General features: G+C 58.5%; 11 protein-coding genes. 9 read left to right on the top strand and 2 right to left on the bottom strand.

Annotated elements, in window-relative coordinates:
• Position 1 precedes the first annotated feature (1 nt).
• From PFY00_RS18505 to iolD, 7 genes are all read left to right on the top strand, one after another.
• Positions 2-823 carry an amino acid ABC transporter permease gene (locus PFY00_RS18505; protein WP_271434087.1) on the top strand — a complete coding sequence of 274 codons (822 nt, stop codon included), beginning with the start codon at positions 2-4 and terminating at the stop codon, positions 821-823.
• Positions 823-1,548: an amino acid ABC transporter ATP-binding protein gene (locus tag PFY00_RS18500; RefSeq protein ID WP_271434086.1), complete on the top strand. Its 726-nt coding sequence runs from the start codon at positions 823-825 to the stop codon at positions 1,546-1,548. Before PFY00_RS18505 ends, PFY00_RS18500 begins: the two co-directional genes overlap by 1 nt.
• 171 nt (positions 1,549-1,719) lie before the next feature.
• Positions 1,720-3,852, top strand: coding sequence for an SH3 domain-containing protein (locus PFY00_RS18495; protein ID WP_271434085.1), 2,133 nt, complete (start codon positions 1,720-1,722; stop codon positions 3,850-3,852).
• A 32-nt stretch (positions 3,853-3,884) separates the two neighbouring features.
• The gene (locus tag PFY00_RS18490; RefSeq protein WP_271434084.1) at positions 3,885-6,278 is read left to right on the top strand and encodes a DUF4384 domain-containing protein; all 2,394 of its coding nucleotides are present in this window, start codon (positions 3,885-3,887) and stop codon (positions 6,276-6,278) included.
• Between the two features lies 1 nt (position 6,279).
• A complete protein-coding gene (locus PFY00_RS18485) occupies positions 6,280-7,017 on the top strand; it encodes an OmpA family protein (protein WP_271434083.1) in 738 nt (245 codons plus the stop codon).
• Positions 7,018-7,193: 176 nt separating this feature from the next.
• A complete protein-coding gene (locus PFY00_RS18480; protein WP_271434082.1) occupies positions 7,194-8,225 on the top strand; it encodes a LacI family DNA-binding transcriptional regulator in 1,032 nt (343 codons plus the stop codon).
• A gap of 148 nt (positions 8,226-8,373) precedes the next feature.
• Positions 8,374-10,200, top strand: a complete 1,827-nt coding sequence (iolD, locus tag PFY00_RS18475) for a 3D-(3,5/4)-trihydroxycyclohexane-1,2-dione acylhydrolase (decyclizing) (RefSeq protein WP_271434081.1) — start codon at positions 8,374-8,376, stop codon at positions 10,198-10,200.
• Between the two features lie 73 nt (positions 10,201-10,273).
• Here iolD and katG read toward each other — a convergent pair whose 3' ends face one another.
• A complete protein-coding gene (gene katG / locus PFY00_RS18470; protein ID WP_271434124.1) occupies positions 10,274-12,466 on the bottom strand; it encodes a catalase/peroxidase HPI in 2,193 nt (730 codons plus the stop codon).
• A 261-nt stretch (positions 12,467-12,727) separates the two neighbouring features.
• Here katG and PFY00_RS18465 point away from each other — a divergent pair, with 261 nt between their 5' ends.
• The gene (locus PFY00_RS18465; RefSeq protein ID WP_271434080.1) at positions 12,728-13,666 is read left to right on the top strand and encodes a hydrogen peroxide-inducible genes activator; all 939 of its coding nucleotides are present in this window, start codon (positions 12,728-12,730) and stop codon (positions 13,664-13,666) included.
• On the opposite strand, the gene PFY00_RS18460 is transcribed toward PFY00_RS18465, so the two are convergent.
• Positions 13,663-14,424: an NAD kinase gene (locus tag PFY00_RS18460; RefSeq protein ID WP_271434123.1), complete on the bottom strand. Its 762-nt coding sequence runs from the start codon at positions 14,422-14,424 to the stop codon at positions 13,663-13,665. The two genes, PFY00_RS18465 and PFY00_RS18460, sit on opposite strands and share 4 nt — an antisense overlap.
• Before the next feature lie 216 nt (positions 14,425-14,640).
• Between PFY00_RS18460 and glyA the strand changes: the two genes are divergently transcribed.
• Positions 14,641-15,936 (top strand): serine hydroxymethyltransferase, encoded by a 1,296-nt coding sequence (gene glyA, locus PFY00_RS18455; RefSeq protein ID WP_271434079.1) that lies wholly within the window; start codon positions 14,641-14,643, stop codon positions 15,934-15,936.
• Positions 15,937-16,021 lie beyond the last annotated feature (85 nt).

Here is a 16,021-nt window from a genome sequence, read left to right as displayed (position 1 = left end):
CATGACCCAGACACTTACCCGCCGGCAGGCTTTTGAGGCGCGACAGCGCAGGCGTGCGACCACCTTGGCCGTCGGCTCAACAGTTGCCGTATTGGTGGCATTGGTGGTGCTGATCCCGCTTGCCCCGGGTTGGGAAGCCGTCAAGCGCAGCTTTTTCAATGCCGAGGTGTTTGCCAAGACGTTTCCCGGTCTTCTGAATGCCTTCGTGCTGGATGTGGCGATCTTTGCTTGGTGTGCGCCGCTGATTGCGCTGCTTGGTTTGGCTGTCGCTCTGATGCGCGACATCCGAAACCCCGCCCTCTATCCACTGCGCTTGCTGGCAATCCTGTACACCGATGTGTTTCGTGGGTTGCCGGTTATCCTTGTGATCTACCTGATCGGCTTTGGCATCCCCGGCCTCGGCCTGCCGCGACCTTGGAATTCACCTTACATCTGGGGCAGTCTCGCGCTGATCCTTGTCTATGCGGCCTATGTTGCCGAGGTCATCCGCTCTGGTATTGAAAGCGTCCATCAAAGCCAGCGCTCGGCTGCATTGTCGCTCGGGCTGTCGCCATCGGACGCCATGCGGTTTGTCGTGCTGCCACAGGCCATCCGACGGGTCGTTCCCGCCAACATGAATCTGTTTATCGCCTTGCAAAAGGATGTGGCACTGCTGTCCTTTATCGGCCCGGTCGAGATTTTTCGGCAGGCGGGCGTCTACAAATCCCTCATGGCCAATTTCACGCCCTATGTTGGCGCTGCGATCATCTTTCTGTGCCTGACGATCCCGGCCACACGCTATGCCGACTACCTGATGAACCGGCAGCGAAAGGCGCGCAGCTGATGGTCTTGCGACTTGAAAACATCCAGAAATCCTTTGGCTCGAACGTGGTTCTGGATGGCATTGATCTGGAAATCGGCAAAGGTCAGATGGTGTGTCTGATCGGCGCGTCGGGGTCGGGGAAATCAACCCTGTTGCGCTGCATGAATTTGCTTGAACCGATCGACGACGGTGCGATCTGGCTCGACGGGCAGGATATTTCCGAACCGGGCCTCGATCCGCAGCCTGTACGGCGCAGAATTGGAATGGTGTTCCAATCCTTCAATCTCTTTCCGCATATGACCGCCGCTGAAAATGTCATGCTGGCACCGCGCCGCGCCAAAGGCCTGAGCCGTGACGCTCTGAAAGCGCCGGTCTCCGCCTTGTTTGAACGGTTCGGCCTTGCTGACAGGATGGATCACTATCCCGATCAACTGTCCGGGGGCCAACAACAACGGGTTGCGATCGTGCGGGCGCTTGCCATGGAACCTGAGGTAATGCTGTTCGATGAGATCACCTCGGCGCTGGATCCCGAATTGGTGGGCGAGGTTCTGGACGTGCTGCGCGCGTTGCGCATGCAGGGCATGACCATGGTTCTGGCGACACACGAAATGGGTTTCGCGCGTGAGCTGGCGGATCTGGTCTGTTTTTTGGACAACGGGCGAATCCTAGAGGCCGGAACCCCATCTCAGATCTTTGAAACTCCCGAACAAGATCGGACAAAGTCGTTCCTGTCCCGCGTGTTGTAAGTCGCTCTAGCCCAGCGGATTCGCGGTCTAGATGCCCCAACATCTACCCCTTGGCGGCCAAAAGGTAAGGTTTTCGTTCGTTGACAGGTTGCCCCTGCGTGAACGAACATCACCACAGTTGTTTGTTTCGATTTATTGCTGATGGGGGATCCCGTGCGAAAATACCTTGCTATGACCTGCCTCGCTGCTGCCCTGAGCGCGCCAATGACGGCCAGCGCTCAACAGGACTTCGTCGGCTTCGATTCTGCCAGTTTCGGCAACGTCGTGCTGAACAAGAACCAGTCAGCCGGTGACAACGACATCACGTTAGAGCTGTCAGTCGGCAGCTATAACAACGAGAGCATCACAAACTATTCGACCGACAGCATTTTTGCACGCATCGGATTGTCTGTAGGGCGCCTCGATATTTTGACGGACAAGGGCATATTCCCCTGTACGGCCTTTATTGTGGATGAAGACCACCTTCTGACCAACCATCACTGCGTGCCGGGCATTCTTGACAACGAGCGCACCGGGGCAAGCCGGATCGAAGCGGTGCAGTTTGTCGCCGGATACCGGCAGACCGGCGTCGAAGAAGGAACAAAGACCTACGTGGTTCTTCCGACACCGGTCGAGTCGCATAAGGATCTCGACTATTCGCTGCTGCGTGTGATGGGCAATCCTTCGGCCGAGTTTGGCAAGCTGAAGCTGTCTGACAAAGAACCAAAGGACCGCGACCCCTATTGGGTGATCGGGCACCCCATGGGCGAAGCCCAGCGTATCAGCCGCGAAAAATGCGGCGCAAACAGTCCTGCAGTATCCAAGAAACGGTTGCTGCATACCTGCGATACTCTGCCCGGAAACTCGGGCTCGCCAGTGATTGATGCATCTTTGCAGATGGTTATTGGCCTGCACCATGCGGGTTCCAAGAAAGACAGCGTGAACTTTGCAATCCCGATGCGGGAAATTCTGGACCGCTCTGAAGTGCTGGAAGCGGCGCTTGTCGGTGTCGGCGGTGGCGGCGGCACACGCACGGATGAAACGCCGATCGACAGCGCGGCTGATCCGTGTGACGCGATCTGGAACGAAGCCAAGGCGTTTAACCAGTGCTTTGGCTATGAGGCCTATCTGCAAACTTGTTCGGCCCATGCCTATGCACCGTTCGCGCAGAACTATCTGCAAACCCAATGCAAGGAAGCCCCGGTCGACACTGTTGAAAAGCCCGTAGAACCGCCAAAGGTGGTGGAAACACCAAAGCTGCGCCCATGGTGCGCGGATAGCGGCATGTCGGCAACCGAAACGGCGATCTGCGGCAGCGCCTATCTCGCCAATCTGGATGCCGACCTCGACGCAGCCTACAAAGGTCAGTCCGGTCGCAGCACGGCGGCACAGCAACGCGCATGGCTGTTGTCCGAACGTGATGCCTGCGGCGCATCGGTCAGCTGCATTGGACAGGCGATCATCAATCGTATCACCTATCTGAACACGCCAAACGCGCCTGCTCCGAAACCAGACAATAGTGGCGTTCGTGTCATCGCTGGGAACTACAACCTTGGCTCGAACAACTGCTATTTCATGGTCGCCTCACGTCAGAGCATTTCTGCGGCGACCGCGTTTATCAATCAGCGGTTCCCGGGTCGCAGCGGCATTCGCATGTTCCAGTCGAACAACGGGTACTACGGTGTCGCGGTCGCAACGCTCAAGCGTTCCGAGGCTGCTTGGCGTATCCAACAACGAGTTTCGACAGGCGAAGTGCCCAGCGACAGCTACTGCTCTGGCGGTGCGAATTTCGTAGCCGAAGTGTTGTGGAACGGCGGCAGTTCGGGCGGCGGCGGCGGTGGCGGCACGGTCGAAAAGACCATGTGGGTCAACAGCTCGGATGGTGAACTGAATGTGCGCACCGGCCCCGGCACGAACAACAGCATCATCACCGTTGTTCGCACAGGCAGCACCGTTGTCGTTATCGGCAACTCTGGCAAGTGGTCACGGATCCGGATCCCAGACGGCCGCTTGGGCTGGGTCTACACCCCCCTGCTGTCCAGCACCAAAGTCAGCGCCAAGCGCACGTGCTGGGCCAATGTCGTCAAACTCAGCCCGCGCTCACATGGTGGCAACAACAGCTTCCTGTCGATGCGGACAGGTCCGAGCACACGCAACCAGAAGATTTCCGAAACCTATCTGGGTGACCGGCTCAAGGTTCTGGCGCGCTCCAATGGTTGGGCCAAGGTCCAGTGCTGGTCCGGTGGCTGCAAGAACCCCAACTGGGGCCAGGCAAACGCAACCGGCTGGTCCTCACAGAAATACCTGTCGATCAGCTGCAACTGATCGCTGCGACGAGACGAAAAAGGAGATTAGAAATGACACCCATTACCATGATACGGGCATCGGCCCTGGCGATGGCAGCCTTTTTCGCTGCCCCCGCCTACGCCAATGACGCGATGCCTCTGCCCGACGATGCCACGGAAATGGAGACGGCAGCCTATGCCGTTCTCGACAAACACTGTGCGCGGTGCCATCAGGATGGCGCTTTGAAGGAAGGCATGACCAAGGCCAAGTCCGGCTTCGGTCACGTGCTCGACATTCGCCGTCTGGCGCAAGACCCCAAGTTTGTTCTGCAAGGCAAGGCTGACAGCTCCAAACTGCACGCCGTGATGCTGCCGTCGGCAGCCCCGCCCATGCCTGATGACTGCAGCTATGACAATCTGGACTGTTTCCCGACCAAAGCTGAAATCGATACCATCGAACAATGGATCGTTTCGCTGGCAGAAACCGCGCCGCCCGCCCGTGAATTCGTACCGATGGAAGAGCTGTTTGCCCTCGCCCACGCGGATCTTCAGGCGCAGCCAACCAATCGTCAGGACCGCATCCGCTATCTTTCGATGCGCGAAGTACACAACGACCCGGACGTAAGCGCCGAAAATGTCGAAGGCTATCGTCAGGCGACTGTTAAACTGATGAACGCCCTGTCGTGGAACCCGACCCCCTACAAGTTTGAGCCTGTGGACGAACATGGCGTGTTGTTCCGTGTGTTCCTGCCCGATCTGGACTGGGATCATGACACATGGTCACATCTGGAAAAGCTCTATCCCTATGGCATGTCATCGAACACCGACAAGCATCTGAGCCAGCTGCAGTATCTGTCCGGCGCCACGATCCCCGTGATCCGCGCCGACTGGTTTGCAGCTACGGCTTCGGTCTCGCCGCTTTACTATGACATGCTCGGCTTGCCGGACACGGTTCAGGGACTTGAGCAGATGTTGAACCTCGACATGGTGCGCAACATCCGCGACGAACAAGTGATCCGCGCCGGTTTCCAGGATTCGGGTGTGTCCACGCACAACCGCCTGATCGAACGCCATGCCATGGGCACCGGGTTTTTCTGGACGTCCTATGACTTTGCCGGCTCCAAAGGTCGTCAAAGCTTCTTTGAATACCCGCTGGGCCCAAAAGAGGCCTACGGCGAAGAACTGGCCTTTGAACACGACGGCGGCGAAAGCATCTTTACCCTGCCGAACGGGTTTCATGCCTACTATCTGAACACCGCAGATGGTGCCCGTCTTGATGTGGGCCCAACCCAGATCGTGCGGGATGATGACTACACCGATGGCACCGGCGAAGTGGTCAACGGCATTTCGTGCATCTCGTGCCACTCAAAAGGCATTCGCTTTAACGAGGACAAGGTGCGCGATGTGGCGATGAACAACTTCTCGCTGTCACCGGAAGTACGCCAGACCATCGACGCCATCTATCCCGGTCAGGAAACCGTGAACGCGATCATGCAGGCGGATACCGATCAATTTGCCAACGCCATGCGCGGCGCGGGCCTGAACCCCGAAATCACGGCCGGTGGACTCGAGCCGGTGCGGGGACTGTTCGTCTATCATGTTGATCAGTTTGTCGATTTCAGTCAGGCCGCCAATGAATTGGGCATGACGGATGATGAACTGCGCGGCCGTATGCCCTTTGTGGGGCATGAACTTGCCGGTCTGATGACCCGTCTGGATCAATCGCCAATCGCGCGGGACGAATGGGCCGTGGCCTATCCTCAGCTCTTGGCAAAGGTCACCGAATACAAGCCGATCCTCACCGATCATCCTGTACCCGCTACCTTGTCCTATTCAGTTCAGCAGGCGACCGGCGTCAAGCCAAAGCCAGTCAAGGTCGTGGTCGACAAGGCTGCCGATCCCTATGCGCAGGCTGTGCAGAAGCAAAAGCAGGCTGACTATGTTCCGGCCCAGCACAGCGCACCAACCCAGTCGCATCTGACCGTCTACACCAACCAGCCGGTCTACAAGGTGGGCGAAGGCGTCAAGATCATCGTCGAGCCACGGCACGAATGCCGCCTCACTCTGATCAACATTGACGATCAGCACCGGTCCTGCGTGCTCTACCCGCACCCCGATCTGCCTGATGCGGCGATCCCCGCAGGTGGTCAGTTTGTCTTCCCTCCGGGCAATGCAACACTGACAGCGGCTGAAGCTGGCAAAGAGACCATTCTGGCGATCTGCAACAGCTCGAAGGAAGCCATCGCACATGAACGCAAAGGAACCTCCGAGTTCTCATGTGCTGTCGGTCAGGACACCTACTTCCAGGACGACAAGGCCTACAACGCTCTGAGCCATGAACTGCTGGCGCTGGACACCAAGAAGGACGACAAAAAGTCCGGATCGGGCGTCGACTACCGCGCTATCAGCACCCACAATCCACATGTGGCCAAGGCGCAGATTACAGCCATCGTAAAGGACTACTGATATGCGCAGCGCTGCAATCCTAAGCGCCGCTCTTGCCCTCGGCCTGCCAATGCTGGCCGGGGCGCAACAAGGCGAAATCTTCATCCCCAGCGAAGGGGGTGACGACATCATCATGCAGAAAGACGAGGGGCCGAAAGACCCGCTGGCGGCCTGCCTTTTCGAAGCAACTGCGGTGAATTGCTCTGGGTTGCAGGTCGGGGATAGCACCGAGCTGACCTTTGAGAATGCAGTCGAATTCGAGCTGTTCAGCTTTGATCTGAATGGCGGCAAGGTCACCAAGGTCGAAGAGCCTCCCGCCAAGCCGCTGGACTATGCGCAACCCAAGCCACCGGCGGACAAGAAAGTCGTGCTTCCGGCAATCGCTATCACGATCGAGTTTGACTACAACAGCGCCGACATTCGCCATGACCAGAAAGGCAAAATCGCCTCACTGGTGCGGGCCTTGCAGGATCCGGCGTTGGCCGGGGCCAGCTTTGCCGTGATCGGTCATACCGATGCGAAAGGATCGTTCGGCTATAATTGCGGTCTTTCGGACCGGCGGGCCGGATCGGTCACAAGCGCCCTGCAGGGTGCATATGTTGATGTGCCGCTCTACCCGATTGGCTTTGGCGAATACGTGCTCAAGGACACCTACAATCCTCATGCACCCGTCAATCGCCGGGTCACCTTTATGCGGCTGCCTGATATTCCTCAGGACTATCTCGCCACAGGCTACGACGTCTGCGGCCCGGTTGGCTGATGCCACCACTCAGTCCGGACCGCGGCCCTGTGGTCCGGACGACCCCAAGGCGCAATCCCGATGGCAATTGCGCCCGCAGCCCCCTCATGGGCAATGATAAAAAATATCAGGCTCTTGCATTTGACCTCACAAATGAGAGAGTTCTCGCATCCGTAACTTAACGCGCGAGGACCGCAATGGCTGGCAGACCGACAATTGCAGATCTGGCAAAAGAAGCAGGCGTCAGCGTCGCGACAATCGACCGTGTTCTGAACGGGCGGGCCAAGGTTCGCGAAGAAACGGCGCGGCGCGTCTATGAAGCCGCCCATAAAATCGGATACCACGCGGCGGCCTTGATCGGGCAACGCATGGCAGCTGATTTGCCAAAAATTCGGTTCGGTTTCGTCTTGCATAAGGAAAAGCAGGCGTTCTTTCGCGACATGCGCGAGGCCGCAGAGGCCGCGGTTCGGGCTGCAACCGGCGTACAGACCAGCGTGGAATTTGCCTTTGCGTCTTCTCAGGCTCCGTCGGATTACGCCGCTCTGATCGAAGAGTTGGGAGAGCGCTGCGATGCTGTCGCGGCAATTGCTGTCGCGCATTTGCAGGTTACGGATGCCGTGACCAGACTCGAAGCGCGCGGCATCCCCTGCTTTGCCCTGCTCAATGACTTCGCACAGGGGGTCCGGCAAAGCTATGTAGGCCTGAACAATCTGAAAATCGGACGAGTTGCCGCCCATATGCTGGCGACAGCGACACGCCAACATGGCGATCTGGCAATCTTCGTGGGGGGGCACCGCTGGCACGGTCATGAATTGCGTGAAACAGGATTCCGCAGCTACATGCGGGAATTTGCACCACAGTTTCGGACCCTCGATGCACTGGTTAACCTTGAAACCCGGCAGCTGACATACGAAGCCACGCTGAACCTGTTGGAACGGCATCCAAACCTGCGGGGCATCTATTGCGCGGGCGGCGGCATGGAAGGCGCGATCGCCGCGCTTCAGGAACTGCGCAAACCCGGTGAAGTGTCCATGGTTGTACACGAGCTGACGCCGGAATCCCGCAGCGCTCTGGCCCAGAGATATCTGACCATGGCTGTGGCAACACCTTTAGATGCCGTGCTGACGGAGACCGTGAACCTGATGATCGAAGCGGTTCAGAACGGCGGCAACAGCCTGCCGGGTCAACAGTTTCTCGAACCACAACTCTATCTGCCCGAGTCTGTCTGAGCCCCGGTTGATGAGGGTTTTACATCATTTGAAAGCGCGTCACGATTGCAAACATGATGTGAAACACCGCAGGCTTTGTTGACGCTGCACAGCCATGACTTCACAGTTGCGCCGAGGAATTGCGCACGGCGCATTGGGAGACATAGAAATGACCAACACAATCCGCTTGACGGCAGCGCAGGCAATGGTGCGCTGGCTGAGTGTACAGATGACCGAAGAAGGCGTGCCTTTCATGGCAGGCTGCTGGGCCATCTTCGGCCACGGCAACGTCGCGGGCTTGGGCGAGGCGCTGTACCACGCTCAGGACAGCCTGCCGACCTACCGGGGCCACAACGAACAAACCATGGCCCACACGGCGATTGCCTATGCCAAGCAGAGCGGTCGCAAACGCGCGATGATGGCGACATCTTCGATCGGCCCGGGCGCCACGAATATGGTAACGGCAGCCGCTCTGGCCTATGTGAACCGCCTGCCTGTTCTGTTTGTTCCCGGCGATGTCTTTGCGCATCGCGGGCCAGACCCGGTTTTGCAGCAGCCAGAGAACTTTGCGGATGGCACCGTGTCTGCGAACGACTGCTTTCGTCCAGTATCGCGCTATTTCGACCGCATCACACGGCCCGAACAGCTATTGACGGCCCTGCCCCGCGCCATGCGTGTGATGACCGATCCGGCAGAATGCGGCCCTGCCACGCTATCGTTCTGCCAAGACGTTCAGGCCGAGGGTTATGATTGGCCGACCAGCTTTTTCGAACCGCGCGTTTGGCACCGTCGCCGCGTGCGCCCGGACGAAGGTGAGCTGGCGCGCGCTGTGGAAACCCTGCGCGGCGCGAAAAACCCTGTCATGGTTGCCGGCGGCGGCGTCCATTATTCGGATGCCAGCGCCGAGCTTTTGCGCTTTGCCGAAGCACACCAGATCCCGGTCGTCGAAACGCAGGCTGGCAAATCCGCGCTGTCTTGGGATCACAGCCTGAATTTTGGCCCCATCGGTGTCACTGGATCCTCCAGTGCAAACGCGCTTTGCAACGCGGCAGATGTCGTTCTGGCCGTCGGAACGCGCCTGCAGGATTTCACGACCGGAAGCTGGTCCATTTTCAAGACCGACAACTACCAACTGATCAGCCTGAACACTGCCGCCTATGACGCCGCGAAACATGGCGCTATGCCACTGAATTGCGATGCCCGCGTTGGCCTGACTGAAATCAGCGCGGCCCTGCAGGGTCATCAGGCACCCGCACCAGATGCATCGCTCAAGACAGACTGGTTTGCTGCTGTGGATCCACTGACCGATGCACCAGAAGACGGCAACGCCTTGCCAACGGACATGCAGGTCGTCGGAGCGGTCCAGCGCGCAGCCGGCCCAGAAACCGTTGTTATGGGTGCCGCTGGAACGATGCCGGGCGAGTTGCACAAACTGTGGAAGGCGCAAAACCTCGGCGGCTATCATATGGAATACGGCTTTAGCTGCATGGGCTATGAAATCGCTGGGGCCATCGGCATCAAGATGGCGCAGCCTGAACGCGATGTGATCTGCATGGTCGGTGATGGCAGCTATATGATGGCCAACTCGGAACTGGCCACGGCTGTGATGATGGGCATCCCATTCACGGTTGTGATCACTGACAACCGCGGCTTTGGCTGCATCAATCGTCTACAGCGCGGCACCGGTGGTGCCGAGTTCAACAACCTGCTGGATACGGCGCATCACGTGAATCCGTCCAACATCGATTTTGCGGCGCATGCGGCCTCCATGGGTGCGGCAAGCATGCATGTCAGCTCGATCTCGGAACTGGAAGACGCTGTCGCGCGGGGCCGCGAGGCCGCTGGGCCTTTCGTGGTCGTCATCGACACAGACCCGTATCCATCGACTGAAGCGGGTGGATCCTGGTGGGAAGTGGCGGTTCCGGAAGTGTCCGAGCGGGCCGAAGTTCGGGCTGCACGCGAAAAATACGTCAGCGGTTTGAAAGAACGGACCTAAAACATCCTGAAGCAAACAAAAAAGCGCGCGCGGCCACAAACCGCGCGCGCTCTATTTTTGGAGACCTCAGCGGTTACGCCAGATCGAAACGATCCGCGTTCATCACTTTGGTCCAAGCCGCTACGAAGTCATTGACCATCTTCGCACCGGCATCGGCCCCTGCGTAGACCTCGGCCAGCGCTCGCAACTGCGAGTTTGAGCCAAAGACAAGATCAACACGTGTTGCTGTCCATTTCACGTCACCGGTAGAGCGATCACGGCCTTCAAAGGTCGATTTGCCTTCGTCGGTTGGCTTCCATTCGGTGCTCATGTCCAGCAGATTGACAAAGAAGTCGTTGCTCAGAACGTTTTCCTTGTCGGTGAACACACCATGCTTGGAGTCGCCAAGGTTGCCACCGATCATGCGCATGCCACCCAGCAATACGGTCATCTCTGGTGCCGTCAGAGTCAGCAGTTGCGCGCGGTCAACCAGCAGAGTTTCAGCAGAAACCGAATAGTCCGACTTCAGGTAGTTGCGGAAACCATCTGCAGCAGGCTCGAGCACATCAAAGCTCTCGACGTCCGTCTGGTCTGCGCTGGCGTCCGTCCGGCCCGGCGTGAACGGTACGTCGACCGCATGACCGGCATTTGCCGCAGCCTGTTCAACGGCTGCACAACCGCCCAGAACAATCAGGTCAGCCAAAGAGACCGCCTTGCCACCAGATGCAGAGCCATTGAAATCAGCTTGAATGCCTTCCAGCGTGTTCAGGACCTTTGCAAGCTGCTTGGGATTGTTGGCTTCCCAATCCTTTTGAGGAGCAAGCCGGATCCGCGCACCGTTCGCACCGCCACGGCGATCCGAACCACGGTAAGTCGCAGCAGAAGCCCAAGCCGTCTGAACCAGTTCAGGAATGCTCAAAGCGTCCAGCATCTTGCCTTTCAGCGCTTTGATGTCAGCGGCATCAATCAACGCATGGTCAACAGCCGGAACCGGATCTTGCCAGATCAGCTCTTCGCCAGGCACTTCGGGGCCATGCAGGCAGACGCTTGGACCCATGTCGCGGTGGCATAGTTTGAACCATGCGCGCGCAAAGGCATCCGCAAACTCGTCCGGGTTCGCATGGAAGCGGCGAGAGATTTTCTCGTATGCGGGATCCGTGCGCATCGCCATATCTGCGGTGGTCATCATCGGCTTGACCTTCTGGCCAGAGCCATCGACCTGTGGCGCGTGATCTTCGTCCTTGAGATCTTTTGGAGTCCACTGGTTTGCACCCGCGGGCGATTTGGTCAGTTCCCACTCGTAACCGAACAGGAGGTCAAAATAGCCGTTGTCCCACTTGGTCGGGTTCGCGGTCCAAGGACCTTCGATGCCCGACGTAATGGCGTCCACGCCTTTGCCCGACTTGTGGCCAGACAACCAGCCAAATCCCTGCGCTTCCAATGGTGCGCCTTCTGGCTCAACTCCAACCAATTCGGCTGGGCCATTGCCATGTGCTTTGCCAAAGGTATGACCACCAGCGACAAGCGCGACGGTTTCTTCGTCATTCATCGCCATGCGGCCAAAGGTTTCGCGGATGTCGCGGCCCGATGCCATTGGATCAGGATTGCCGTTCGGACCTTCGGGGTTCACATAGATGAGGCCCATCTGAACCGCTGCCAGAGGGTCTTCCAGATCCCGATCACCGCTGTAGCGTTTGTCACCCAGCCAGTCGGTTTCTTCGCCCCAATAGATGTCTTCCTCGGGTTCCCAAACGTCCGCACGACCGCCGCCAAAGCCAAAGACTTTGCCGCCCATCGACTCAATCGCGACGTTGCCCGCGAGGATCATCAGATCGGCCCAGGAAATTGCTTTGCCGTACTTTTGCTTGATCGGCCACAGCAGGCGACGTGCCTTGTCGAGGTTGCCGTTATCTGGCCAGCTGTTCAGCGGCGCGAAACGCTGCGTGCCCGATGTTGCACCACCACGGCCATCGCCGGTCCGGTAGGTGCCTGCGCTGTGCCATGCCATCCGGATAAAGAACGGACCATAGTGACCATAGTCCGCAGGCCACCAATCCTGGCTGTCGGTCATCAACGCGTGCAGGTCTTTCTTGAGCGCGTCGTAATCCAGGCCTTTGAATGCTTCTACATAGTCAAAATCCTGGTCCATTGGATCCGACAGAGCCGAATTCTGGTGCAGGATTTTCAAGTTCAACTGCTGTGGCCACCAGTCGCGATTCGAGCGCGCGCCCGAGGTAACATGCATGACCGGGCATTTGCCTACGGCCGGTGCGTCGTTTCCATCCATCATCTTTGAATTCTCCGAGTTTGCAGGCGCGGATTGCTTGCGCCAAGCCATTGGATACAAATGCGAAAGCCGCCCAAACTTCAGATAGCACAAACATTTCGACGTTGTTCACGGCCGCTCCCCAGCGCCACGATCCCAACCATCAAGAAACATCAATGCAGGTCTGAATGCGGTTCAGAACCCCCCTCGCTGGAATCATTCTAACAACTTCAATCAATTTGTTTAAGTTGAAAAAATTCATCACTTTGATAATTTAAAGTTATGAAGAATATCACTCTGAAACAGCTGCGCTACTTCGAGGCCCTTGCCCGGCATGGGCATTTTGGGCAGGCAGCCGCGGCAAGCGCGATCAGCCAACCCGCGTTGTCAGTCCAGATCAAAGAACTGGAGCGCGAATTGGGCCTGCCCTTGTTCGAACGCAGCGCGCGGCGTGTGGCGTTGACCGGCTTTGGGGCAGATTTCGCGCTCCGGGTGCGTGACATCCTGCGCGCGGTTGACGAACTCGGAGAGCTTGCTCAGGCGTCCGGTGACCAAATGGCCGGGCGTTTGCGGATCGGTGTCATACCGACAATTGCACCCTACCTGCTGCCCCGTCTGATTGGTGCGCTGACGCTCAGCCACCCCGGGTTGGAAGTGAATATCCGCGAAACCCTGACTTCGCGCCTGCTGGAAGAATTGCATTCAGGCCGACTGGACACCGCAATTCTGGCACTCCCCGTTTCTGAGCCAGGACTACAGGAGGCCTCCCTGTTTTCCGAAGAATTCTTGTTGGTCCGTCCGCAGAGCGACGCGGACAATCCAGTGCCCGGCCCTGCGGCCTTGTCCGAAATGCGGTTGTTGCTGCTGGAAGAAGGTCACTGCTTTCGCGATCAGGCGCTGAGCTTTTGCGCCACGCGATCAGCCATTGGCAGCGATGGATTGGATGGCAGCACCCTATCCACGCTTGTGCAAATGGTCGGCGCCGGCATCGGGGTCACGCTGATCCCCGAGATGGCGCTGCCGGTGGAAACACGCTCGGCCACTGTCAGCACGGCCCGCTTTTCCGGCACGCCGCCATCCCGCCGCATCGGCATGGTCTGGCGTAAAACGACACCTTTGGCAGACAAGCTTGAGAACATCGCACAAGTCGTTGCCGAAGTTGGTGAATCGTTGATTTCAGAGGCGCGAACTCAGCCCGCCATGGCGCGCCATCAGGCCTAGACAAACTGTTCGCGGATCAGACGCTCTTCCAGTCCATGGCCCGGATCAAACAGAACGCGATGCGCAATCGTCGGTTCAGACCGGATGTGGACATGCGCCACATCGCGAACCGCCCGGGCATCCGCCTCGGCCATCACCGGCCGTTTTTCCGGATCGAGCACGTCAAAGGACACCTCGGCCGTTTTCGGCAACAACGCCCCGCGCCAGCGACGTGGCCGAAACGCCGCCATCGCGGTCAAGGCCAGCACATCCGACCCGATTGGCAGAATCGGCCCATGTGCTGAGTAGTTGTAAGCCGTCGAACCAGCTGGCGTTGCCACCAGCGCGCCATCGCAAACCAATTCGGCCATGCGCACTTTGCCATCCACTGAAATCCTCAGCTTGGACGCCTGTGGCCCCTGCCTGAGCAAGGAAACTTCGTTGATCGCCAAAGCGCGATGCTCTGTTCCATCCACACAGGTGGCACTCATCGACAACGGGTTGATCTCAGCCTCCTCGGCTGAGGCCAGACGCTCTTCCAAACCATGTTCGGAATATTCATTCATCAAGAAGCCGACCGTGCCACGGTTCATCCCATAGACCGGCGCGGGATTGTTCTGCGTTCTATGCAGGGTCTGCAGCATGAATCCGTCGCCGCCAAGCGCAACAATCACATCCGCCTGCTGCTCTCCGTGATCACCGTAGCGCCGCGTCAGCGACGCCAGCGCAGACTGCGCAAGGGGCGCGTTCGAGGCGCAAAAGGCAATTCGGAGGGCCATGTTGTCACTTTTCATCGAGGCTTTCGGCCAGAAAACATAGTTTCCGACCCGCGTTATAGTGTTCCGAAACAAGCATAACTTCACCGCTGTGACCAGCCGTGCCGCAAGATAATTGCGCAAGGTCGCTTTACAACCTTTGCCACCGGTCCAGTTTCCTTTACGAAACACGCAATTCCGAATCCGCGCCAACGACAATCCAAACGAGGAGACACGGCCATGAACGCACCGCATCGTGACAACGGTTTTTTCACACAGGACATCGCAGACCGCGATCCTGAACTCTTTGCCTCGATCACTGGCGAACTGGGCCGCCAGCGCAACGAGATCGAACTGATCGCCTCCGAGAACATCGTCTCGCGCGCCGTCATGCAGGCGCAGGGCAGCGTAATGACCAACAAATACGCCGAAGGGTATCCCGGTCGCCGCTACTACGGCGGTTGCGATTTTGTCGATGTAGCCGAGAACCTCGCGATTGAACGGGCGTGCAAACTGTTCAACTGCAGCTTTGCAAATGTTCAGCCCAATTCCGGCAGCCAGGCCAACCAGGGTGTCTTTACCGCCCTTCTGCAGCCCGGCGACACCATCCTCGGTATGAGCCTCGACGCTGGCGGCCACCTGACCCACGGCGCCAAGCCCAACCAGTCGGGCAAATGGTTCAACGCAGTCCAGTATGGCGTGCGCAAGCAGGACAACCTGCTCGACTACGACGAGGTGCAGCGCCTCGCTACAGAACACCAGCCAAAGCTGATCATTGCCGGCGGCTCTGCAATCCCGCGCCAGATCGATTTCGCCAAGATGCGCGAAATCGCGGACAGCGTCGGCGCCTACCTGCATGTGGACATGGCGCATTTCGCAGGGCTTGTGGCGGCTGGCGAACATCCATCGCCCTTCCCGCATGCCCACGTGGCAACCACGACGACACACAAAACCCTGCGCGGCCCTCGCGGCGGCATGATCCTGACCAACGACGAAGCGCTGGCCAAAAAGTTCAACTCGGCCATCTTCCCCGGCATTCAGGGCGGCCCGCTCATGCATGTGATTGCCGCCAAGGCCGTCGCTTTTGGCGAAGCGTTGGATCCCTCCTTCAAGACCTACCAGCAGCAGGTCATCGCCAACGCGCAGGCGCTGTCTGACCAGTTGATCAAGGGCGGTCTTGATACGGTCACCCACGGAACCGACACGCATGTCGTTCTGGTTGACCTGCGCCCAAAGGGCGTCAAAGGCAACGCCACTGAAAAAGCGCTGGGTCGCGCCCACATCACCTGTAACAAGAACGGCGTGCCTTTCGATCCGGAAAAGCCAATGGTAACCAGCGGCATTCGTCTGGGCAGCCCGGCCGGAACCACCCGCGGCTTTGGCGAGGCCGAGTTCCGCCAGATCGCGGATTGGATCATCGAAGTGGTCGATGGTCTTGCCGAGAACGGTGAAGACGGCAACGCCGAGGTCGAAGCCAAGGTCAAAGCCGAAGTCGAAGCGCTCTGCGCCCGCTTCCCGATCTACCCCGATCTCTAAAGCTCAGAAACGGCCCCCCGGCTTTCTTTGTGCCGTAAATATCCCGGGGGGTGGGGGGGGGCGCGCCCCCCGCCACCGGCGGCGT

The sequence above is a fragment of the Thalassococcus lentus genome (assembly GCF_028023555.1).
In the GTDB taxonomy this organism is placed as follows: domain Bacteria; phylum Pseudomonadota; class Alphaproteobacteria; order Rhodobacterales; family Rhodobacteraceae; genus Thalassococcus_A; species Thalassococcus_A lentus.
Note: the sequence above shows the minus strand (reverse complement) of the source record. Positions and strands in the feature narration are given on the sequence as shown.